The 20,205-nt window shown below is 52.9% G+C and carries 18 protein-coding genes; 11 read left to right on the forward strand and 7 right to left on the reverse strand.

Features of this window, described 5'->3' with window-relative positions; genetic code table 11:
- Nucleotides 1-313 precede the first annotated feature (313 nt).
- The 6 genes from NW839_RS08295 to cas6 all read right to left on the reverse strand — a co-directional run bounded on the left by NW839_RS08295 (nucleotide 314) and on the right by cas6 (nucleotide 7,026).
- A complete protein-coding gene (locus NW839_RS08295) occupies nucleotides 314-589 on the reverse strand; it encodes a hypothetical protein (protein WP_414352069.1) in 276 nt (91 codons plus the stop codon).
- Between the two features lie 188 nt (nucleotides 590-777).
- Nucleotides 778-1,377: a type I-MYXAN CRISPR-associated protein Cas5/Cmx5/DevS gene (gene cas5 / locus NW839_RS08300; protein ID WP_414352070.1), complete on the reverse strand. Its 600-nt coding sequence runs from the start codon at nucleotides 1,375-1,377 to the stop codon at nucleotides 778-780.
- Nucleotides 1,374-2,294, reverse strand: a complete 921-nt coding sequence (cas7i, locus tag NW839_RS08305; protein ID WP_414352071.1) for a type I-B CRISPR-associated protein Cas7/Cst2/DevR — start codon at nucleotides 2,292-2,294, stop codon at nucleotides 1,374-1,376. Before cas7i ends, cas5 begins: the two co-directional genes overlap by 4 nt.
- Nucleotides 2,295-2,385: 91 nt before the next feature.
- Nucleotides 2,386-3,945: a type I-MYXAN CRISPR-associated Cas8a1/Cmx1 gene (cas8a1, locus tag NW839_RS08310; RefSeq protein ID WP_414352072.1), complete on the reverse strand. Its 1,560-nt coding sequence runs from the start codon at nucleotides 3,943-3,945 to the stop codon at nucleotides 2,386-2,388.
- Entirely contained in the window at nucleotides 3,942-6,353 is a 2,412-nt protein-coding gene (gene cas3, locus NW839_RS08315; RefSeq protein WP_414352073.1) for a CRISPR-associated helicase Cas3', read from the reverse strand. Before cas3 ends, cas8a1 begins: the two co-directional genes overlap by 4 nt.
- Before the next feature lie 13 nt (nucleotides 6,354-6,366).
- Complete coding sequence (gene cas6 / locus NW839_RS08320; RefSeq protein ID WP_414352074.1) at nucleotides 6,367-7,026, reverse strand: type I-MYXAN CRISPR-associated protein Cas6/Cmx6; 660 nt, start codon at nucleotides 7,024-7,026, stop codon at nucleotides 6,367-6,369.
- Nucleotides 7,027-7,374: 348 nt separating this feature from the next.
- Between cas6 and NW839_RS08325 the strand changes: the two genes are divergently transcribed.
- The gene (locus NW839_RS08325) at nucleotides 7,375-7,935 is read left to right on the forward strand and encodes a formylmethanofuran dehydrogenase subunit E family protein (protein ID WP_414341810.1); all 561 of its coding nucleotides are present in this window, start codon (nucleotides 7,375-7,377) and stop codon (nucleotides 7,933-7,935) included.
- A gap of 136 nt (nucleotides 7,936-8,071) precedes the next feature.
- Here the strand turns inward: NW839_RS08325 and NW839_RS08330 are convergent, their stop codons facing one another.
- Nucleotides 8,072-8,671 carry a Uma2 family endonuclease gene (locus NW839_RS08330; protein WP_414380573.1) on the reverse strand — a complete coding sequence of 200 codons (600 nt, stop codon included), beginning with the start codon at nucleotides 8,669-8,671 and terminating at the stop codon, nucleotides 8,072-8,074.
- A 316-nt stretch (nucleotides 8,672-8,987) separates the two neighbouring features.
- Between NW839_RS08330 and csx2 the strand changes: the two genes are divergently transcribed.
- The 10 genes from csx2 to cas2 all read left to right on the forward strand — a co-directional run bounded on the left by csx2 (nucleotide 8,988) and on the right by cas2 (nucleotide 20,064).
- A complete protein-coding gene (csx2, locus tag NW839_RS08335) occupies nucleotides 8,988-10,259 on the forward strand; it encodes a TIGR02221 family CRISPR-associated protein (RefSeq protein ID WP_414352076.1) in 1,272 nt (423 codons plus the stop codon).
- A gap of 202 nt (nucleotides 10,260-10,461) precedes the next feature.
- Complete coding sequence (gene cas10, locus NW839_RS08340) at nucleotides 10,462-13,449, forward strand: type III-B CRISPR-associated protein Cas10/Cmr2 (protein ID WP_414352077.1); 2,988 nt, start codon at nucleotides 10,462-10,464, stop codon at nucleotides 13,447-13,449.
- Nucleotides 13,446-14,585: a type III-B CRISPR module-associated protein Cmr3 gene (locus NW839_RS08345; RefSeq protein ID WP_414352078.1), complete on the forward strand. Its 1,140-nt coding sequence runs from the start codon at nucleotides 13,446-13,448 to the stop codon at nucleotides 14,583-14,585. Before cas10 ends, NW839_RS08345 begins: the two co-directional genes overlap by 4 nt.
- Nucleotides 14,586-14,632: 47 nt before the next feature.
- The gene (gene cmr4 / locus NW839_RS08350; RefSeq protein ID WP_414352079.1) at nucleotides 14,633-15,403 is read left to right on the forward strand and encodes a type III-B CRISPR module RAMP protein Cmr4; all 771 of its coding nucleotides are present in this window, start codon (nucleotides 14,633-14,635) and stop codon (nucleotides 15,401-15,403) included.
- A gap of 24 nt (nucleotides 15,404-15,427) precedes the next feature.
- Entirely contained in the window at nucleotides 15,428-15,826 is a 399-nt protein-coding gene (locus NW839_RS08355) for a hypothetical protein (protein WP_414352080.1), read from the forward strand.
- The gene (locus tag NW839_RS08360) at nucleotides 15,826-16,467 is read left to right on the forward strand and encodes a Uma2 family endonuclease (protein ID WP_414352081.1); all 642 of its coding nucleotides are present in this window, start codon (nucleotides 15,826-15,828) and stop codon (nucleotides 16,465-16,467) included. The genes NW839_RS08355 and NW839_RS08360 overlap by 1 nt, the downstream gene beginning before the upstream one ends.
- Nucleotides 16,468-16,746: 279 nt before the next feature.
- On the forward strand, nucleotides 16,747-18,468 hold the full coding sequence (locus NW839_RS08365; protein ID WP_414352082.1) for an RAMP superfamily CRISPR-associated protein: 1,722 nt from the start codon (nucleotides 16,747-16,749) through the stop codon (nucleotides 18,466-18,468).
- A gap of 29 nt (nucleotides 18,469-18,497) precedes the next feature.
- Nucleotides 18,498-18,797, forward strand: a complete 300-nt coding sequence (csx18, locus tag NW839_RS08370; protein ID WP_414341792.1) for a CRISPR-associated protein Csx18 — start codon at nucleotides 18,498-18,500, stop codon at nucleotides 18,795-18,797.
- The gene (gene cas1 / locus NW839_RS08375) at nucleotides 18,797-19,786 is read left to right on the forward strand and encodes a CRISPR-associated endonuclease Cas1 (RefSeq protein WP_414352083.1); all 990 of its coding nucleotides are present in this window, start codon (nucleotides 18,797-18,799) and stop codon (nucleotides 19,784-19,786) included. Before csx18 ends, cas1 begins: the two co-directional genes overlap by 1 nt.
- On the forward strand, nucleotides 19,786-20,064 hold the full coding sequence (gene cas2, locus NW839_RS08380; RefSeq protein WP_414329659.1) for a CRISPR-associated endonuclease Cas2: 279 nt from the start codon (nucleotides 19,786-19,788) through the stop codon (nucleotides 20,062-20,064). The genes cas1 and cas2 overlap by 1 nt, the downstream gene beginning before the upstream one ends.
- The last annotated feature ends 141 nt before the right edge of the window (nucleotides 20,065-20,205 follow it).

Below are 20,205 nucleotides of genomic sequence, written 5' to 3' on the forward strand. Positions count from 1 at the left end.
CGCCTTACGGCAATCAGAGGAAAATCATCTACCAGTGCGGACAATTGTGTACGCGCGGCCTGTCTAGTGCTCAACGCCTTACGGCAATCAGAGGAAAATCATCTCCAGTGACGTAAATCCACCCATGGCCACCCAGGTGCTCAACGCCTTACGGCAATCAGAGGAAAATCATGTACCTATCCCTATCTAGAAACGCCTTACAGGCGAAAGTGCTCAACGCCTTACGGCAATCAGAGGGAAATCACACTCTTGCCAGAGCTCAGTCCAGCGCTCCTGCTTGAGTGCTCAACGCCTTACGGCAATCAGAGGAAAATCACATCTGTCCATCACGAGTGCGCAAAGCATCCACTCTTCCCCGCAAGCCCAGTTCTTCGCTTTCTAGAAATAGATCCTCCCACTCCTCTCCCTCTTGCTTTTCCAGCTCTGTGTGTAACCGCCGACCGGCAAAAATAGCTGCGTTTTCCGTATAGAGCTCCTCGACCTCCTCTAGATAAAATAGTCGTGGGCAGTAGGCCAATGCGTGCAGTGCTGAAACACGAATCAAATCTGAATCTATCTGTGCGGGGAAATCGATTAGTGATGCCGGCATAATCTGATACTCCGAAATATGAAAATATAGAGTTCTTCAGCAATCTTAGAACAGCTTTCTCTTTGAGCAGAGACAAAACTCAGGCTCCACGCAAGATCTTCTCCTGGCAGGGTTAATAGGCTGTTCGGAAATAAGCCTTCGACCTAAGGTTGATAAGTCTAGAACCAACAGCTTGGAATTCTCACGGCTTAGTTTGGGCAAATTTCCGTCCAGGCTAACTCCGGCACATCATCACCTTCAAGAGTTCGGAGTGAGTATCTTCGCCAGCGAGTATCCCGCGATCCCACGTGATCAACCCAATACGGCAAGGTCAGGATCCCATCCTCATCTTGAATTAGCCATCTTCCCCCTGAAGGGACTTTCTGAATTGGTCTTACCGAGTTAACTAAGTCACGACTCTCTCCTAGGCTTAGTCCCCCAGATCGGTCAATTAATTCAGGATTTTCAAAGGCTCTTTCCAAGTCATGAGCAAGGGATCCATTGACCAAAACTGCGATTTGCACATCGGTCAGCAATTGTTGGTAGTCAGGACGGGCATTGTTTGGATGCTGAATATCTTTTGTCTTAAAACGACGAAGGGTACGGATCACTGTAGAAAGCTGGGGTTGGCTCAGAAGAGCAATTGCCAGTTGGGATCCGCAATATCGATGCCGATCCCATTCTCCCAGCAAGGAAAGCAACATTCCATAAACAGTAGCCGGTGGCGGCACTGGATAAGTTTCGGCAAACTCCCTGGCCCAAGATTGACGGAAACAGGCGATAGGCACCTCAACCTGGAGCTGAATCATGCTGCCTCCTCACAAGAAATTTGCTGCCTAATCAAGCTGATAAGTTGATTAACTGTTGACTTAATGCCTGGACTTACATGAGCACCCAACTGGGCTAGCTTCTTCCCGTCCTCAGTTTCGGCAGCAGCTCCTGCTAGCCACAGCTCTTGAGGAGCTATATCCCCCACTTGCACTCGACGCACTAAGTCCGGCATGCTGATTTCTCCATCAGAGTTTTCTTCAAAACAGTAGAGCAGGCGTGGCGAAAAGTCGTGTGTCCAGCGCAGAACTATGCTGTCTGGTGAAAAGTCATAGAGAAAGCGAGAGTGATTGCCGGCTACTTCCCCCAACGAAACCAGTCCGTTTAACACTTCGATTACTCGGTCTTGCCGGTGGAGCCGAGCAGGAGTCATTGCAAAGCCGTACTGATAGCGAGTAGCATGAACCTCCGTTCCGTAGAGAGAAGTGGATCCCTTCTGGCCACTTTTCGCGTTGAAGGTTACATCTCCGCTGTAGGGTCGAGTAGAAACTGCCCGAGTTACTTCCAAAACACCTCGCCGAGCAGTGGTAGTGCCCTTTGGTAACTTCTCTCCCTTCTTCCTGGATGAGTTTTCGTCTGAGGCATCTACTTTAGCCCCTTCCGCACGCATAAAGCCTAGGACATCATCATCGATATACCGCTCGGGATCAAAGTTAGGCGCTTGCCACTCGTTGTCGTTGGTTTGATCATTCCAACGTCGGTTAACTTCGCAGCCATTCCCTGAGACCTGCCAATAGTAACGCAGGGCCCAACGGATTGCTTCAGCAGAGACGGTAGTGTGCACCTCATTTTTCCAGAGGATCTTTTGCAGGGTAGTGATGTTGCCGTCATTCTCACCGCGGTTGTTGGCAGCGGTGCCGTAGCTGGTCAAGATGTTGCCAAACAGGTGCAAAGTCATAATCTTCCTCCAAGCTAATTCTTCAAACTGAACTGTTAAGTCGTTGCTGCATCAACTTTTTACTTGACTTTCTGGCTCTTGCTTTACACTTTCAGTCCTCCTCTAGCTCGGCAAGTACAATCAAGTCAACATCGTCCTCGTCAAGCTCATCCTGAAGTTCTTCCTGTCGCTCCTTGCCTTTGTAGCTGGCCAACGCTAGAAGAGCTAAGTCTCGCGCTTTTTTCCATTCCTTGGGATCCATAACTAAATCCATCAAGTCATCCCAATGCTCTTGCAGTGTCGGTATTCTTCCAGCCCGCGCCCAAAAGCTAGTAATAAACTCACGGAAACTTTCCGCGTTTTTGCATCGAGTCAGCCCAGTGCGAATACGTATATTTTCTCTGTCGAAGTTAGTAAACTCTCCCCTATCCTGGGTTTTCTGAGATAACCGACCATAGGTAAAGCGAATGGCTTCATGACAAGCCTGAACAAACCAGCGCTCTCTGTCATCCATTTCCGTTTTCATGACCATTTCGTTTAGACCTCCGCGCTCGTAACATAGCTGCTTAAACTGCTCGTTGCTATTAACCTGCTCTGCAAATCCGGCATACCAAGAGTAACCCCTTGCCAGATTTTCAGCAATCATCTCACGAGCAAAACTTGTTGCAATGAAACTGCCTTCCTCTGCTTTTGCCTTGACGACAACTCGATCTGGTAACACTGCTCTGCAGATCTGGTAGTTTTTACAGACGCGATATTCTGCTTCTACAGTAAGTAGATCTGTGCGAGATTTTTGTTGGCTCGACCACGGAACAACACCTAGAGTTAGAACCTGACATCGTTTTACCTTAAATTCCCTAGCAGATTCTGCAATCCCTTGGTACGTCAAAAACCTAAGCCCAGCATCTCCCAAACTCGAAGCATGAAAATCCCGGTAACCTGCGTGACGAAGCTGGGGATCTTGCCGGTAGCTTGCATAGACCTCCATATCGGTAATCTCGGGAACTACCAGGGCATATTGAGCTTTCTGATCTCGCAGCCGCGAGCGAAGTATGTAGTAGCAGCAAGAAACAGGAGCGTAGAGAAGTATAAAGGCCATCTCTGGAGACTCTTCAAAGCTTGTATCCGAGGAAAATGCATTGTGGCGAACGACTGCACCAGGATTAAGCCAGCCAGCAATGCTAATTGGCTGCTTAAGCCAATTACCGTTTTTATCACATAGATTTTTGGCAAATTCCTGATGGACGTAGCTTTCTAAAGCTTTATACTTGATAATGACAGGCGGATGATCCTCATCAATCTCTAAAGATTGAGTTTGCTCGCCAATAACTTTACGGGTTTTGGCATGTTGTAGAAATGTTCCCAGGATTCCTTGATGGATGACTACCTGGGAGTCTTTTCGCATCGACTTACTGTCGATCCCTCGCAATGCGATTAATCCATTATCAAGTTGGAAAGACTCTTTGAGCAACCAATCAATTACTTCAAAGTCATTTCCCTGCCAGGACAGTTGAACTTGTCGAGGCGTCAGTTCCCAACTTAGTGACCCTGGACGCTTTTCTGGTGGAATTTCCTGCTCTAGCTGCTTGAGGGTCATCCATAGTCCGGCTAAACCCGCCCGATGCAGCAATGTTAATCCGGGGTGTCCTAGGTGCAACTTTAATTCGCTCATGGTGTGCCAACTTCCTCGCTGTAGGTGATATATCCAGGCTCTGTGATGAAATAAAACCCGCGTCGTTGCCAATTCCACCACTCTGTCTTTTTATCTGGGATCCGGATTGGAATTGACCAGGCTTGAGCTTCTTGTAGAAAAGCTTGCATTCTCGATAGCTTTTGGCCCTTATCTAGAGCTTTCTTCTGTCTGACTTCAGCAGCCTTCCAAATAGCGTCTTGATCTTCTGCCAGAAGCACTGTTATCGTGTAGCCGGCCTCTCGCAGGGAACTTGGATAAGTGCACCAGTTTTGATCAAGCCATGCTGACTTCACCCTGGCAGGCTCTTCCCGGCTGAGCTGAGAGATGATATCAGCCAGGTCTCGCTGGGAAATATACTCAAGTTCTCTAAGCTGTTCAAGCAGCTGCCGGCCAGTTTCTAATTCTGCTGCGCCATAGGGGAGGTGTTCGTTCCATTCGTAGAAAAGAGCTACACGGGATCCCTCCTGCTCGCTTTTCATTCTTCGATTGAGTCGACCTAGTCGCTGAATCAAAGCTGTCGCTGGAGCCATAGCAGAGATAAGCAAGTCTGCACTTAAATCTAAGGACATTTCACAAACCTGTGTAGTAATAGCGAGAACAGGCCCTGGTTGACCAAAAGCGTTAATAATCTGCTCATGCTTTCTAAGTCTATCTTTATAACGAAATCGACTGTGATAAATTAAAACTTCGGCTTCAATGTCTTTTAGCTTCTTCTGAGCCTCTCGATAAATGTTAATGCAACTGGCAACTGAATTGGTTACCCACAATACCTTTTGGTTCTCTTGAACTGCCTTAGTAACTTCTGACCAAATGGATTCGGAATTGATGGGATCCCCTTCTGATGAAATTTCTTTTATTTGATAGCGCTTCAGCTCTTCTAGCTCTTGAGGCCCTTCAATGGGATCCCCAATAGGTTCACCCAACTCACTCATCACCCGTTTAATCGCCTCAAGTCGCCCTGGGGTGAAGCTGGCGCTCATCAGTAGGATAGGTGCGCCTCGAAAAGCCTGCAAAAATTTTAGCAAAGCGCCAAACATCTGACTATCATAGGCGTGAACCTCATCAAAGACAAAGGCAGATTGAACTAGAGCTGGCCAAGAAAATAGTGGTCTTCTATTGTTCTGGATTAACCCTAAAATAGAGTCTACAGTGCAGATAACCAGTTTCTTTCTCCATACTTGCAACGCTGCCAAACGAAACGAATTACCCTCATCCTCTTCGCCTTCGCCGGTCAATAAAAGTTCTCGATCCAAATCTGCTCGTGAGTGCATCAGTGTCTTTTCTATTGGGGATCCCTCGGCGTAGTCCAAGTAGCCCTGAGTAGCCGTTCCGGTGGTCGGATAGCCAAAAAACAGTCGCCTTCCCGATGCCCACTTTTTCGCCCAAGCGTAGGCTCCCAAGGTCTTGCCTGTACCACAGCCTGCCTTGACCAGTGTTACTCGATGAGTGGCAGCAGCCATTTGCTCTTGGAAGGGACGCAGGGAGTTTTTTCCTAGTTTCTGGGTAATCAGTTGCTCTAATTCACTTTCTTGGAGAGCTAAACTCAAGGTATTAGAAACCCAGCTTTGCAAGTTTTCTCCCTCCACTGGCAAGACCGATCCTGCTAAATCTGCAGCAATTACTGTTGCCTTAGCAGCCGCTATTAATATCTGTCTCTCAAAGCTAAAATTTTGAGCAAAGTCTCGAAACTGATCTACCAATGCACGCAAGTGCTGTTCCAGTTGGTCTCTTTCCCAACTTGCTGAGGGTACACTTGGAATCTCTGATGGTAGCCCTAGTCTCTGCGATCCGAGCCTCAACACAGATTGAAAGTCTGGATGGCCAGTATAAACGTAAATCTCAGATCCTGAGCCATCAGACAACTCCGTAATTTTGTGAGATTCTTTGCCCTGAGAATTCACTCCCGCTTTGAGGTGATGTCCAATTGCTGTCCAGGCAGCTAAGAGGAGCTCCTCTTCAGTAAATGCTTTCTGTAGCCACTCTCGAAATGCACTGACCTGTAAAGCAAGTATGCCACTTAAAAACTCATGTCGGATAAGTTGCCTTCTGTTATGACTTCTCCAACTCTTTTCAAGCTCTGCTTTCGAGTTAGTGTCTAGGATCGACGACTTGAGATAAACCATCTCCTGGAAATGTTGATTGGCTTTACCCCAGTCGTGCAGATAAGCTCCTAATTTGACAACAGCTCCCAAACGATTTGAGTCACTTAACCCTAACTGCTTGCAAATAGTCTGTCCTAGGCGATCTGAGAAGACTTCAGCCGCTGACAAGACAGCCGCAACATGGCCTGCAAGTTTAGCAGCGCCCCTTGCCTGAGCATACTCTTCTTTAGATTGGTAGCTGGGATCCCATTTTCCCAGCGATTTTGCTAGCAAAAACTTAAACATTGTAGAGTCATCCTCACCTGCACGGCAAAAAGAATCCACAACCCATGCGCCGCCGGCCACCTAGCCCTACCTGCTGGAGGCGAATTGAGTCTTCTTCCTGTAGGTTCTCTACTAAGGTTGAGAAACCTACAATCGTATGCCCTTTAATTCTCAAGGTCTTGCGCAAGGGTTTCCCAGTTTTATCTTGCAGTACTGATACCCGGCCTGAGATCTTAAGCTTCTCTAACTGGTCTTGGGCAGCTTGCACAAATGGATCTGGCTCGGTGTAGCCCTTGATTGTAACAATTCGGGCTTTTAGGGAAGTGCTTGGTTTGAGAGTAAAAATCCTGGGGATCCCTAGCTGTACTTCGTGAGATCCAATCTTCAATTGCTTGCCGGCTAGCTTGTACACCTCCGGCACTGCTTCCATGGGCAGCCGAATTCTAATGTGGGAGTGCGGAGTCAGTAAGATTTTGCCTCGTCTGTCTCCAATTCCCGCTGTTGTCAAAATCCCGATGTGAGGGTTTCGGTGCAGTGTTGGTACTTGGTGGCATAGCGCCGCGAGTAGAGCGTACCCGTGATCTGCTGGGAGGGTAGTTCCTCGCACAGGCAGGCATAGGTCCACTACGGGAGCTTCGTAAGGGACATGTGTTGGGTTTGCCATTGAAGCTTCAGCAGTCATTGAGTGGCTCATCACACAACTGCCACGTAAAACATATGTAAGGAATGCTAGTGAACACGGCTCGCTTCTGTCAAGCAGCGCGCGGCGCCCCAGGGCGATCAGTGGAAAGGGCAGTCAGGGGTGCTAAGGCCTGCTGCCAGCAGCAAGGCACTTTCGACCACAGCAGCCACGTGAAAGTGCTCAACGCCCAGGGGCTTACCTCTGACAATACCATTGGTCTTAGCCCTCTTCAGCCAGGAGGTGATTTTCGGAAGAGTTCCCAGAAGAGGGCTGGATCCCCTACCCCCGCATAGGCAACCTCGAAGGGTAGAGCTTAGGATGGCTTGACCCATCTCCTCTTTATCAGCTCTCTCGCTGCCTATGAACCTGTCATCCATTGCCAAGCCACAGCAGCTTTCTCTTTTGCTGATTGCACTTCAGCTAACTCTGGGAGCGCCGGCGACAGCTCATCCGGTCACCAGTTCTGCAACGGACTCGACGGCGGCGGCCATTCAGCGAGTAACGGAAATTCATGGCGGAGCTGGGCCTTGGGCCGTGGTCGGCTATCGCATGGGGATGCGCGCTCTGCAGGAGCTGGGCTTGATGAGTCCAACTCCCCACACTTCTAGGAACCGTTTTCTGGTGGAGGTCATTCACGAGTCGCCGGCAGAGATCCCGTTCGTGTGCATTGTGGATGGCTTGCATGCTGCAACAGGGGCCAGTTTGGGCAAGTTGAACTTGAAGCTGGTGGAGGTCGAATCTCTTGAAAAAATGCGCAGCGTGGTCATCCACCGAGAGACCGGCAAGCGGGTGGAGTTTCAAGTTTTGCCTGAGTTTATTGACAAATACCGGAACTTGCCCCCGGAACAACTGGCGGCTGCAGGGCAGGAAGTTCTTCAACTGGCCGATGAGAAGCTTTTCCGTCTCGCCATTAGCCCCTAGCAGGGAATATCGCTTCGGGATCCCTTCGGCATTCCTGAGCCAATCAGCTCCAGACCCGAGCGGGTGGCCACCTCTGCCGGATGCTCTCTTTCTTTCTGGAACTAACTCTGATTATCGTGGGCTCGCTAGGTACCTCCTAAGGGATCCGGGCTTGAGCGAATACATCTTGAGGGATCACCTTTAGACCCGGCAGGAAATCATCTTGAATGGCTTGGGATCCCGTAAAGGTGCGCGGCGGGGCATCGGGATAGAAGACGGTGATGCTCTTGGCTTGGGGATCCACCACCCAAACCCTGGGGATCCCAGCTTCTAGATAATCGGTTGCCTTCTGAGCTATGGCTCCAAAACTCTGGCCAGGAGAAAGGATCTCGATCACCAACTCGGGAATGGCAAAACAAGGTTCATCGGTCATGGCCTCAACTGGCAATCGCTCGTTGGAGATGTAGGTGAGGTCGGGAATCGGGATCCAGGGCTCTGCCTTTCGTGTTAAAACAACTGCCCACTCAGTATGTGCTGACCCAGGCTTAGGACACTCAGGGCTAGAGCACCAGTCCTCCAAAATTTGCCACAACACCGGTTGGAGACGAGCATGGAAGCGTTTTGGCGACATGGGTTCGTTTTTGGAGACGGCCCGCCCATCGACTAGCTCATAGACAATATCCCCCTCCGGCAAGGCCAGAAACTGTTCGGGAGTTAGCTTTTGACCTGAAATGGACAACTCTGGAGTCGATAGCATCACAGGATCCCCGTTGTTTAGGATGGCCGAATCTCTGTCTAGGCTAGCTCTGACATCCCCCACCTTCACCGTTTTGAAACAGTTGTCGAGCAGGGATCCAAATCCAGCGGCAAGATGGCTCCACTCAATTTTGGGGGTAGAGATCCCCATCTTTCTGGCACCGGCTGAGCAGAGGATGCCACTTTTCGGGAGAGGATAGGGCAACATTCAACCCAGAACCCTCTCCAGGCAACTTGAGAAGGGGGGGCTTCCAAGCTGCAGTAGCTTGAAGATGCCCGTGCTTCAATGCTTGAAAGCCGTCATCGAGAGGATCCCTATGGCTAATACCCTTTTGACCACTCTAGGCACCAGCCCCTACAGCGAGACGGTGTATGTTTTTGGGGAGCGGAAAGCCGATAGAACCCGTTATGTTGCCAAAGCCCTCTGTCAGCTCTTTGACATCGAGAGGGTGATTGTGCTGCTAACCCAAGAAGCACATGACACCCATTGGAAGCATCTACAGGACTGCCTACCCCCCCACGTGGAGAAAATTGCCAAGGCCATTCCTGAAGGGAAAACCGAGGCAGAGACCTGGGAGATCTTCGATGTGCTGGTCGATAGCATCGAGCCCCATACGCGGCTGGTTTTCGATATCACCCACGCCTTTCGCTCCATCCCCGTACTGGTGCTCTTGGGAGCCGCCCTTTTGCGCAAGGCCAAGAATGTAAATATTCAGGGGCTGTACTACGGTCTCTATCTCAAAGACCAGCAGGAAACACCCATCATCGATCTCACCCCCGCCCTTCGTCTTTTGGATTGGCTGACAGCTACCGACAAATTCATCAGCACCGGCTCGGCCTTGGAGTTGGGCCAACTTTTGGATACAGTTCAACGGGACTTTTACCGCCAACCAAAGCTCGGCAAAAGGGATCCCAAGCCCATCCGGCTGCAGAACTTTGGCCAAGCCATCCGCAATATCTCTCGTTCCCTGGAGCTGGTAAGACCGGTCAGCCTTTTGGAGGATGACTTGCTTAGGTTGCAAAGGCACTCCACCCAGGAGTTGGCAGAAGAGGTGGGCCAATTTGCCAAGCCTTTTGGTCTGCTGCTGCGAAGCATTCAGGATAGCTACAGCCAACTGGCTTTGCCAGCAGACAGAGCTACGGATGCCAAGGCTCAAGTTCAAAAGCAATTTCAACTGCTGCGCTGGTATGTGGAGAAACGCTTCACCACGCAGGCAATTCTCTTAGCTCGGGAGTGGGTGATCTCGGCCCTCTGCTTGTGTGAGGGGCTGCCCAACTACCGCCAGCGGGAAGCGCGGCAGGAGATTGAACACCAACTGGGATCCCTCATTCCACGGGAAGACCAGCCCCAGGCGCCTCCTGACATTGCTGCCCATGTTCCCAATGTGCAGAAACTTGCCAACCTCTGGTCTCGCCTCAGCCAGTACCGCAACGATGTTGCCCATGTGCAGATGAATCCAAACCCTTTGAACAGCGAAGCTCTAGAAAGCTTTGTTTTGCAAGACCTGCTGCCTGGCCTGGAAGAGCTGTTTCCCAAATTGACCTGGGCAGAAGGGAAGTTGGAAGGGGATCTTTCCACTTCTCCGTAGGCTAAAGACATCGGTTCGCCCTCAGGTTCTGGGTTTTTGGTCAAACAACGGCTATTGAGAAATACTGAAGAAAACTGAGGGCTGGCCGGGATCAGATCGATTTTGTTTTGTAGCTTCTGTAGCCACGACATCGGGTGGCTACCGGGGTTTTGTTCCTTGTTCGAGGAGTTCCTAACTGTTCTGTTTCTCCAGCGAAAACACCATGTCTTACTACTGGCAAGCTAAGCTCTGGGGTCTGTTACATGATCCCGCCCTCAAAGCCCTACACGACAGGACTGGCCGCTCCAAGGAAGGGCCGTGGGCCAAACTGGCAGCGATGCAGGGATGGTCTTCTCCCAAAGCCGAGGGAGCCCCTCTCAGAGGTGTGGGAGATGCGGATCTCATCGCCTCGGCCAGCGACCGGGCTGCCATTGGCCATTTGCCTGTAGCCATCGACTACCAGGTTGAGGATCGCGGCCAGGGGTTAGGCTCTGGACTGGAGATGAGCCATCTGCTCTCGGGGCGCAAGCACTTTTGGCAATTGGCCAATGAGCAACACCAAGCCCTCAAGAATGCCCGCTCCCGTGCAGACTACCTGATGGAACGGGAGGAGAACGCCATCCCTGATTGGGTTCGGCAGGAGACGGATCCCCAAAAAGTGTTTTGGTGGTTTTGGCGGTGCTTTCCCCAAGCTATTTGTCAGGAGTTTGGGGATGAAAGCTTGCTGTTATTGCCAGCAGAAACCCGGCTGCCAGACGGATCCCTGTGGAGCCACGCCAGCGTCACCGCAGCCCTAGCGGGATGCTTGGCCGGCTACGAGGAGCCCACGCGACCCTTTTTGGTGAGCTTTACCTTCAACCCCATCCAGGAGCTGATCAAAGCCAGCCGCAAAATGCGGGACTTCTGGGCTGGCTCCTGGCTGCTGCACTACCTTTCTGCTCGCATAAGTTGGCGACTAGCTGAAAAATACGGTCCCGACTGCCTACTCTACCCCAGCCTCTATGGCCAGCCATTAATCGACTACTGGCTGCGGGAGAAGTACCCCGAATTTGAAGAATGGATCCCTCAGCCTTCGCCTAACGCCCTGCTCACCGCCGGTTTTCCCAACGTGCTCCTGCTGCTGCTGCCAGAAGAGCGGGTGGAGGCGGCCATGCAGTTTGCCCAGCAGACCCTCAAGGAAGAATGGAAGCAGTTGGCCCAGAAGGTGCTGGATTACCTGCAGGCGGATCGCCGCTGGCTGAGGCAGTTGCACCCAGAGGACCCCACCTGGCAGGGATGGCTGGAGCATCAGTGGCAGCACTACTGGGCAGCCGTGCCCCTGGGATCCCCGGCTCACTCTCTCAAGGATACCGGCATCCTTAGGCCCCCTCATGTTTCCATTGATGCGGATCCCTGGGTCAGTGCCCAAAACCGCACCTATCACCTAGAGGCCAAGCAAAAGCTCTTTGCTGATGAGGAGCTGGAGTTCTTGCGAGTTAGCTTCTGGGATCCCCAAAGACAACAGCGCCGCCAATACAAGGCCGGACTCAACGTGGGATCTTGGTGGGCAGCCGCAGTGGAGCAAAGTCGGCGGCTACAAGCCGCTTGTAAGCAGGCCCGCGATTGGCAGCTCCCCGTTGCGTTTGGGCCGCGCAGCACCGTTTCGGGCTTGGGGCCGGTGGTGCATCCCTCACCGCGGCAGGGGTGGATAACAGAAGGGGAGAGTCGGCGGCTTTGGCAGCGGCAGGCCGGGCTCTTCGATGGCCGGGAACAGCTCAATGCCACCGAAACCCTCAAGCGGGGCTTGTACAAAGTGCTGCCGGAGCTCTTCCGCGAGCTGGATGAAGACCAGATTGCCGCTTCCTACCCGGATCTCACCGCTGGCGTAGCCGGCTACCTCAAAACCCAAGGGCGACGGGAACGAGAGCACTTCGAGCAGGCCTGTCAGGCAGTGGAGGCCCGCTACCCGGAGGTCAGAGGGGTGCTGCGGGAAATGCGGGGCAAATGGGGGATCCCGTGGGCCGACCAGCAGGAGCTGTGCTACCATCCCCGTCTGCTCAATGCCGGTTGGCTGGTGGAAGACCTGGAGCTGGACGAGGAAACGCAAAGAAGCTACCGGCAGGACATCGAGACGCTTCTAGGCCGCTACTACCCCAGCGTTAACCCCGCCAGTTGGTACGTGCTGGCTGCCGGGGATGGGGACGACATGGGCAAATGGCTCAGGGGCGAGAAGATGAAATCCTACTACGACTATCTGCCTCAACCCCTACAGCGGCTGGCCAACGGGCAAACGGAAGCCATTGGCGAGGTCTTTGGCAAGGACAAGGAGGAGCTGGAGCAAGTCAAAGACGCTTTTCAGAAGTTTGTCAAAAACAGCCGCAAGCGCATGGGGCCTGCCACCCACAGCGCCCTAAGCCGCGCCCTGCTGGATTTTTCCGGCCAGTTGGTGCCCTACCTAACAGAGCAACGCTATGCAGGCAAGCTCATCTACGCCGGCGGGGACGACGTTTTGGCCTACACCAACCTCTGGGAGTGGGATGGCTGGCTGTGGGATATTCGCCAGTGTTTCCGGGGGGGAGAGGATGACTGGCGGGAGTTTGAGAACCTGGGGGACTACTGGCAGTGGAAAAAAGGGCGGCCTCCCGAAGGTTTGAGCCGGCGCCCCCTCTTTACCCTGGGATCCGCAGCCACCATCAGCTTCGGCGTGGTGATTGCCCATCACTCGGTGCCTCTGGCCATTGCCCTGGAAAACCTTTGGCAGGCGGAAGAAGAAGCCAAGGGCCACCTCTATGCCCATGGCTGCCCCAAAGACAGCGTGCAGGTGCGGGTGCTGTTTGCCAATGGCAACCAACTGGTGAGCACCAGCAAATTCGACACGTTCGACAAGTGGAAGGATCTCCTTGATTTTGACTGGAAGCTCATGGGCCAGCAGCAGGATCAAAGCTCCTTGTTTGAGCAGGCAGCCCAACTGTGGGAGCAACATCCTGCCCCCAGCCCAGAGGCGGTGCCAGCCTGGGCCACGCTCTTTTGCAGCCGCCGGGATCTCTTCAAACAGGAATCGGAGCAGAAAGAGCACTTCCAGAACAAGCTTGTGGAGTTTATCCAGCATTTTTGGCAGCACAGCCTGCCCGCCCAGCCCCAGGAGTGGGATCTGGAGATCAAAAACTGGTTCAAGCTGGCGGCTTTTGTGCTGCGCAACCGCACCGTGAAATTGGGGAGGAACGGCCGATGAGTTGGTTTACCCTATCACCCTTGGATGTGTGGATGTTTCGAGATGCTAAGCCCTTTGCGCCGGGAGAGCGGGCCTGGGCCAACAGCAGCTTTCCCCCTAGCGGCCATACCCTTGCTGGTGCTATCCAGGCTTACCTGGGCCAGCCGATGACGCTGCGGCTGCGGGGCCCCTTTCTCTGCCACGACGAAAGGCTCTATTTCCCCGCCCCTCTGCATCTGGAAGACGGATTCCCCCTTGTTCCCGTTCCTTGGTTGGACAAGACGGATCCCTACTTCCATTGCCGCTGGGATCCCACCCGGCCAGCCCCCTTGGTTTCCTTGAGGCCAGCAGAGGAGGAACCCGAACGCAGCCAGAGCAGCAAGAAGAAAAAAACAGGAGGCTACCTGCCCTTCGAGGTGGTGCAAAAGGCGCTGGAAGGCAAAGGCTGGGATCTCAGCCAGGCCGTTAAGCCACCGCTGAAGTATGAAGTACGGCCCCACAACACCCTGCAGGTGAGCAAGCGGCAAGTGCGAGAAGCCGATGGCTACTTTGTGGAGACCTGCATCCGCCTTCAGCCGGGCTGGAGTTTGGCCCTTTCCATCGAGGGCTGGGATCCCGATCGCGAAGCCTGGGATCCCTTGCCCCTGCAGCAAGAAGTGGTTGTGCGGCTGGGGGGAGAAGGCCACGGTGCCTTGCTAGCCCCTTGTCCGAAGTTGCAGGCGCAGTGGCAGCAGTTGCAGGACCTTTCTCAGGCCGCCTTTTGCCAAGCCGGACGCGCTTTGGCCTACTTGGTGACCCCAGGTGTGTTCATCAAAAAGGTGGACGGGCGTTCCCTCTGCCGCGCCTGGCCGTGGGAATGGCGATTGGCCACTCCCCATCCTGCTCATTCCCTTACCGGCCCCCTGGTGAGCGTGGCCACCGGCAAGCCCGTTGCCATCAGTGGACGCCTGCGGGTGGATCGCCCCCCAGAGCAGCGGCAGATGAGCCTGCCCGCCCCCCAAGTTTTTGCCGCGCCCCCTGGCAGTGTCTACTACCTGGAGCAGCCGGCCCTCCTCAACCAAGAAGAGCCCGAGCTAGAAGATGGCCGGCTCAACGTGTTCCACCGCTGGCGGCTGTTGGGCTATAGCGAGCTCCTATGGCTGCCTTGGGCCAACTGAGTTTTGCTTTCAGTCCTTGAATACTTACTCGCAAAAGGAGCCCATCCATGACTTTTCAGATTGCCTACCTCCATCTATTGACTCCCCTGCACACCGGCGGCACCACCCAAGAAGGAAACCTCTTGGGGATTGCCCGCGAATCCCACACCCATTTGCCCTACATCCCTTCCAGCACCATCCGGGGCAGGTTGCGGGCCAGTGTGACTGATAAGCACAAAAAATTTGAGCTCTTTGGCAACGAAATTGGGGAAGGGGATCAGCTGACCCAGGGATCCATTTGGATTGGAGATGGCTCTTTGCTGTGGATCCCGGTGCCCTCCCTCAGCCACGGGGTGGTGTGGATAAGCTGCCCGCTTCTGCTTAAGCGCTGGCTGCGGCTAACAGGCCAGAATCTGTCAGTGCCGGATCCCTACAGTACGAGCTTGAAGGCCGACCGACCCATTTACCTCAAAGATGCCATTCTCAAAGAAGGTCTCAAACAATGGTCGGAATGGAAGAGCTACACCAAAGATCCTAATATCAGTCGCGTGATTGTTTTACCCGATCAGCACTGTGCCACCCTCATTCAAATGAGCCTGTGGCGGCAGGTGAAAGTCAAGCTTAGCGAGCACAAGGTTGTGGAAGGAGGCTTCCGCTATGAAGAGGCCATTCCTCCTGACAGCTTGATGTACTTTACCTGGGGGGTTACCGCCCAAGCAAATGGCAGTTCTGAAGAGGCAATGAAAGAGTTTCGAGATCTGCTGCAATCCAACCAGATTATGCAGATTGGCGGCCAGGAAAGCTTGGGCCGAGGCTTTGTGGAGCTGTCTTTGAACTAGATCTCAACCTAGGAGGGAGGTTTTATGAATAGCTTTGACCCGCGTACATTGGCCAAGCCCGTTTACGAATCCCTGTGCCAGCTCAGAGCGCAAACCAGGGATCCAGAAAGGCTAAAAGAGCAAAAAAACCAGGCTGTGGAGCTCTACACCTATCTTTCTACTTGGGGCCTGCTGCGCCTCAAGGCCGAAGAAGACGCCCTTAGCCAAGAGGGCAAAAAAGAGGTGGTCAAGGAGTTTTTCGATTGCCTAGAAAAGATCTCCGGTCAAAACGAAATTGCCAAATCCAACGGCCTGGATCGTCTCATGGGGTTGGGAGTTGAAGAGTACCTGGGTTTAACAGGGCTGGGACTTGCCTTGGCACAAGAATTCAGCTTCTGGGCTACAGCCATTTACCATGACGATGACGTTAGCGGAGGGGACTAATGAGCGTAGCCATTCCAATCCAGTCTATTTCCCTGTGTGAAGGAAGCCAAGTGGTCATCCATTCGCTGACTTGGCAAGACTTTGAGAGCATCTTGGAAGAGTTAGGGGAAGACCGCCACACTCGCATTGCCTATTACAACGGCACGTTAGAGATCATGTCTCCCTTATCCAAACATGAGCGCCCTCACCGCATTGCCGGAGATATTGTGAAAGCTCTCCTTGATTCTCAAGGGAGAGACTGGGAAGACTTTGGCTCAACAACCCTTAAAAAGTCTGGCAGTGCTGGGGTGGAGCCTGACACCTGCTTTTATGTCCATCACCTAGAGCAGGTGCGAGGGTGTGAGGGAAGGATCGATGTCGATCTGTTGCCTCCGCCTGATCTGGCCATTGAGTCCGACGTTACTTCCCGAACCTTTATCGATGCTTATAAAGCTACTGGTGTGCCCGAAGTTTGGATCTTGGGTGAGCGAAGTTTGCGGATATTTATTCTGCAGGGAGAAGACTACGTAGAATCGAGCTGCAGCCGGCTTTTTCCAGACTTCGACATCTCCAGTCTTGTACCTCAACTTATTCGACGCGCCTTAGAAATTGGCACCAGCGCTATGTTGCGCGAATTTCGGGAAACGCTTCGCAATTCCTAATACTGCTTTCCAGCTTTAGGAGAAGATCAAATGCTCAGCAATCGTCCTGCCAACGCCCCGCAACCCCTTCCCCGTCCCGGAGGCTCGCCCCAGCAGCGGGATCCCAGCCGTCCGCCAAGTTCAGGAAGTCGAGGAGGAGGCCATCCCCCCAATCAGAGAGGGGGGAGTGGTGGTGGAGGGGGCAGCAACCATTCCCAACCTTCTCTCTGGCTAGGGCATCCCTTGGATCCCAGTCCCAACCCAGATCCGACGGCGAGCTTTATTGAATATCTGCGGTGGATGAGAGCTCCAGCAACTCCTTTCAAAGACGGAGCCAAAGTCGATCTGGTGCACCAAGTAGAAGCAAAGGCAAACTACGGAGCGCGCCTGCAAGTTCTAAATGCTCGCATCAAACGCATTGCCGGAGAAGAAAACACTTTTCAGGTCACCTGTCCCTGGCGAATTCGAGTCGGTGGGGCCAAGGGTCCAGAGAGCATGTTGCTCCCCGCTTTCGATCCCTTAGGGATCCCTTACATTCCCAGCTCCACCCTGTGCGGCGTGGCCCGCTCCCAGGCCATTCGAGAGCTGATGCAGGAGCGCAATTTATCTTGGGAGCAAGCAGACAAAGCCGTAGCTCCTTGGTTTGGGCACCTACAAGCTGACGAAAAAGACAGGGCCGGCAAGGTTATCTTTTTGGATGCCTACCCGGTACCCACTCGGCCCCAACGGCGAGAGGATCCCGATAATTCTAAAACGGGGGGTCTAGCTGTAGATATTGCCAATAGTATCTGGAAATGGAATGGAAAAAATCTTGACTACTCGCCTAACCCTAACTTGTTCTTTTCTCTCAAGCAAGCCACTTTTTTAATTGGCCTGCGCAAAGGCCCCGGCTGCACCGATGAGATGCTGGATCAAGTCAAAGAGTGGCTGATCCAAGGGCTGGAGCAAGGGGTGGGATCCCAGGTGAATACCGGCTACGGTCGGCTGATCCCCTTAGGGAAATCACTGGACAAGAGCCAAGGAGAATTCTTGCGCCTGCCCTTTGAGCTAAAAGGCCAACTCATTCACGGGCGGCAGGTAGTCAACTGGAGGCCCGATAAGAATCGCTACGACAACCGATCCATCGCCGAAGTGCGGCCCGTAGCCTTTAAGAATATGCTGCGCTATTGGTTCCGCACCTTTGCCCTGGGAGTTTTGCCGGTCGATCAGGTGCAGGAGTGGGAAGGGCAACTTTTTGGCGCCATTACCCCTAAGCAAAAACACGGCTGGATCCATGTAGATCTCCTAAATGGCAAAGTCTCTCAGCCGGAGCCAGAGCCCAATCGGGAAGGAAGAAATAGACCCGCAGGCCGACAAGAAGGGATCCTCATCTTAAGTCTTTCTGGCGAGTGTCAAAACTATGCTTCCCAGGAAGATCAAGAGGCGGTGGAAAAGCTCTTTACTAACCTCACCTGGATGATGTTCCATCTGGGAGGTGTGGGTCAAGGAGCTAGAAGACCCTGCTACTCCCGCCAGAACCGGGAGCGGGCTCCCTGGTGGCGCGGCTCTACCCTAATTCCCAGGTCGGAGGATGCCTTTTGGAAGCTGGCGGAGTCGGTGGCCGGGTTTCAGAAGCTTTTCCAAAAGCGCCTGGGCAACTTCTTTGACGCTCTCAAGACTCTAACCAAGCAGGCCATTAACCCCGATAGCCCAAGAAGTGCTGGCCAGGTTCAGAGGGATAAATGGCCGCAAGCGGTGGATGCCAACTGCAGGATCGTAGTCTGCAGCGGCGAGGAAGATTTCAACAAACCCTATGCCCTGGCAACTTTGCATCGCTTAGGCCGACAAGATGAAGGCCGGTACGACAAATTCTTGTGCGGGGGTGTACAGGGAGGTGCTCTGCCCTCTCCGGTTTGGATTGCCGATTTGGGTGATTACCAAGTGGTTACCGTTTTTGGGGCAACGGTGAATCCTAGGAAAAGTTATCTTGAACAGCTCAGGAAAAATGCTGATGATTTTGGAATAATCTGGCCCTTGAGGTAGAGATCTTGGAGAATCTCTGGAGGAATAAAATGTCCAAAAAGAGGATCAATGCCAAAGTTCTTAGAAACCTTGTTACAGCTGTGGTCAACGGCTCGATCACGCTGGCCATCCTGCTAATTGCTCCTTTGGGATTGGCAGCCGTGATTACCAATACCGTTCTTGTCATGATTGCCAGCTTCTTTTCGGGCAGTCTGGCAGAGATCGTGATGGATTTCTTGTCAAGTCCTGAAATTGATGTGGAGATTTTACCGGAGCGTGGCCGCTCTAAACCCGGCAATGCCATAGATCAGAGGCGAGGCGCTGAAGATCTGCGTCGTCATGACGAATAATGCGAACTTTATATGTCTCTCAGCAGGGGTGTAGGCTAAGCCTTAAGCAAGAGTTCGTAATGGTCTATTTGGGCGAGTCGCTCTTGCAGGAGGTGCCTCTACCCTTGCTGGAGCAAATTTTAATCTTTGGCCGATCCCAGGTCACCACAGACGTAGTGAGAGCGTGCCTGAGGCGGAATATTCCTATTGCCTATCTCTCCCGGCTAGGCTATTGCTATGGTCGCCTTGTTCCTATAGAGAGGGGGTACCGCCGCTTAGCTCATTTGCAACAAGCGCTCCCTGAAGAATGGCGATTGCAAACGGCAGCCCAGATGGTGCGAGCCAAGCTGCTCAATAGCCGGGTGCTGCTGATGAGACAGCTCAGGCAACGCCCCACTGAAACAGGGGATCTGACCCTGCGCAGTCTGGAACATTTGGCTGCTCAAGCTCTGGAGGCCAAGTCTCTAGATCAATTGCGGGGCATTGAAGGAGCGGCTGCGGCTCTGTATTTCCCGGAATTGGGAAATTGCCTTCAGCAAAGGGGCTTTGTTTTGCTTAACCGCACTCGACAGCCGCCCACTAACCCGGTTAATGCCATGCTCAGCTTTGGCTACATGGTGCTCTGGAACCATCTATTAACCCTGATTGAGCTGCAAGATTTGGATCCCTATCAGGGTTGCTTGCACGCTAGCAGTGAACGCCATGCTGCTCTGGTTTCGGACTTACTGGAAGAATTTCGGGCGCCTATTGTAGATTCAATAGTCCTCTGGCTGATCAACAAGGGCATTATGAACATCGAAGAAGACTTTGAGCATCGCGATGGTGGCTGTTTTCTAAGTGATAGTGGCAGGAAAAAGTACCTTACAGCTTTCATCCAAAGAATGGAGGGATCCATCCAGACCCCTGACGGAGATCAACCCCGCTGGGATCTGCTAACGCAGCAAGTTAAAAAGTTTAAGCAATCCGTCTATAATCCTCAAGATTTGTACCAGCCCTACCGGATTCGCTGATGTTTCTTTATGTTGTTACCTACGATACTCCCTGCGACAAGCGACGCAAGAAAATTGCCGACCTGCTAGAAGGCTACGGCAAGCGCGTGCAATACAGCGTGTTTGAGTGCGTCCTCGACAAAGACAAGTTCGAGGAGCTCAAACTGCGGCTCCGCAAGAAGATCAAGCCCGAGGAAGACAGCGTCCGCTTCTATCCGCTCACTAGCTATGTCCTCGCCCAGGTGGAAATCTGGGGTGGGCCTGCCCTGACTGCACCCCCCAGCTCGGTCATTGTGTAGCTCAGGCAAGTCTCTTCCTACTTAAGCACTCGGTGTTTCCAAAAGCACACTCAAACGGTATCAACGCCTGCGCGAGCGATCCGCCAAAAGCCGCAAAGGCCGATTCTTTCGTTCGATCCCTCGACGCCTTGCGCCACAAGG

The sequence above is a fragment of the Synechococcus sp. R5-15 genome (assembly GCF_047462035.1).
In the GTDB taxonomy this organism is placed as follows: Bacteria; Cyanobacteriota; Cyanobacteriia; order Thermostichales; family Thermostichaceae; genus Thermostichus.

Excerpts from the sequence above, each read along its gene's own strand:
- NW839_RS08295 (WP_414352069.1), bottom strand. The coding sequence starts at position 589 with ATGCCGGCATCACTAATCGATTTCCCCGCACAGATAGATTCAGATTTG.
- cas5 (WP_414352070.1), bottom strand. The coding sequence starts at position 1,377 with ATGATTCAGCTCCAGGTTGAGGTGCCTATCGCCTGTTTCCGTCAATCT.
- cas7i (WP_414352071.1), bottom strand. The coding sequence starts at position 2,294 with ATGACTTTGCACCTGTTTGGCAACATCTTGACCAGCTACGGCACCGCT.
- cas8a1 (WP_414352072.1), bottom strand. The coding sequence starts at position 3,945 with ATGAGCGAATTAAAGTTGCACCTAGGACACCCCGGATTAACATTGCTG.
- cas3 (WP_414352073.1), bottom strand. The coding sequence starts at position 6,353 with ATGTTTAAGTTTTTGCTAGCAAAATCGCTGGGAAAATGGGATCCCAGC.
- cas6 (WP_414352074.1), bottom strand. The coding sequence starts at position 7,026 with ATGAGCCACTCAATGACTGCTGAAGCTTCAATGGCAAACCCAACACAT.
- NW839_RS08325 (WP_414341810.1), top strand. The coding sequence starts at position 7,375 with ATGAACCTGTCATCCATTGCCAAGCCACAGCAGCTTTCTCTTTTGCTG.
- NW839_RS08330 (WP_414380573.1), bottom strand. The coding sequence starts at position 8,671 with ATGCTATCGACTCCAGAGTTGTCCATTTCAGGTCAAAAGCTAACTCCC.
- csx2 (WP_414352076.1), top strand. The coding sequence starts at position 8,988 with ATGGCTAATACCCTTTTGACCACTCTAGGCACCAGCCCCTACAGCGAG.
- cas10 (WP_414352077.1), top strand. The coding sequence starts at position 10,462 with ATGTCTTACTACTGGCAAGCTAAGCTCTGGGGTCTGTTACATGATCCC.
- NW839_RS08345 (WP_414352078.1), top strand. The coding sequence starts at position 13,446 with ATGAGTTGGTTTACCCTATCACCCTTGGATGTGTGGATGTTTCGAGAT.
- cmr4 (WP_414352079.1), top strand. The coding sequence starts at position 14,633 with ATGACTTTTCAGATTGCCTACCTCCATCTATTGACTCCCCTGCACACC.
- NW839_RS08355 (WP_414352080.1), top strand. The coding sequence starts at position 15,428 with ATGAATAGCTTTGACCCGCGTACATTGGCCAAGCCCGTTTACGAATCC.
- NW839_RS08360 (WP_414352081.1), top strand. The coding sequence starts at position 15,826 with ATGAGCGTAGCCATTCCAATCCAGTCTATTTCCCTGTGTGAAGGAAGC.
- NW839_RS08365 (WP_414352082.1), top strand. The coding sequence starts at position 16,747 with ATGAGAGCTCCAGCAACTCCTTTCAAAGACGGAGCCAAAGTCGATCTG.
- csx18 (WP_414341792.1), top strand. The coding sequence starts at position 18,498 with ATGTCCAAAAAGAGGATCAATGCCAAAGTTCTTAGAAACCTTGTTACA.
- cas1 (WP_414352083.1), top strand. The coding sequence starts at position 18,797 with ATGCGAACTTTATATGTCTCTCAGCAGGGGTGTAGGCTAAGCCTTAAG.
- cas2 (WP_414329659.1), top strand. The coding sequence starts at position 19,786 with ATGTTTCTTTATGTTGTTACCTACGATACTCCCTGCGACAAGCGACGC.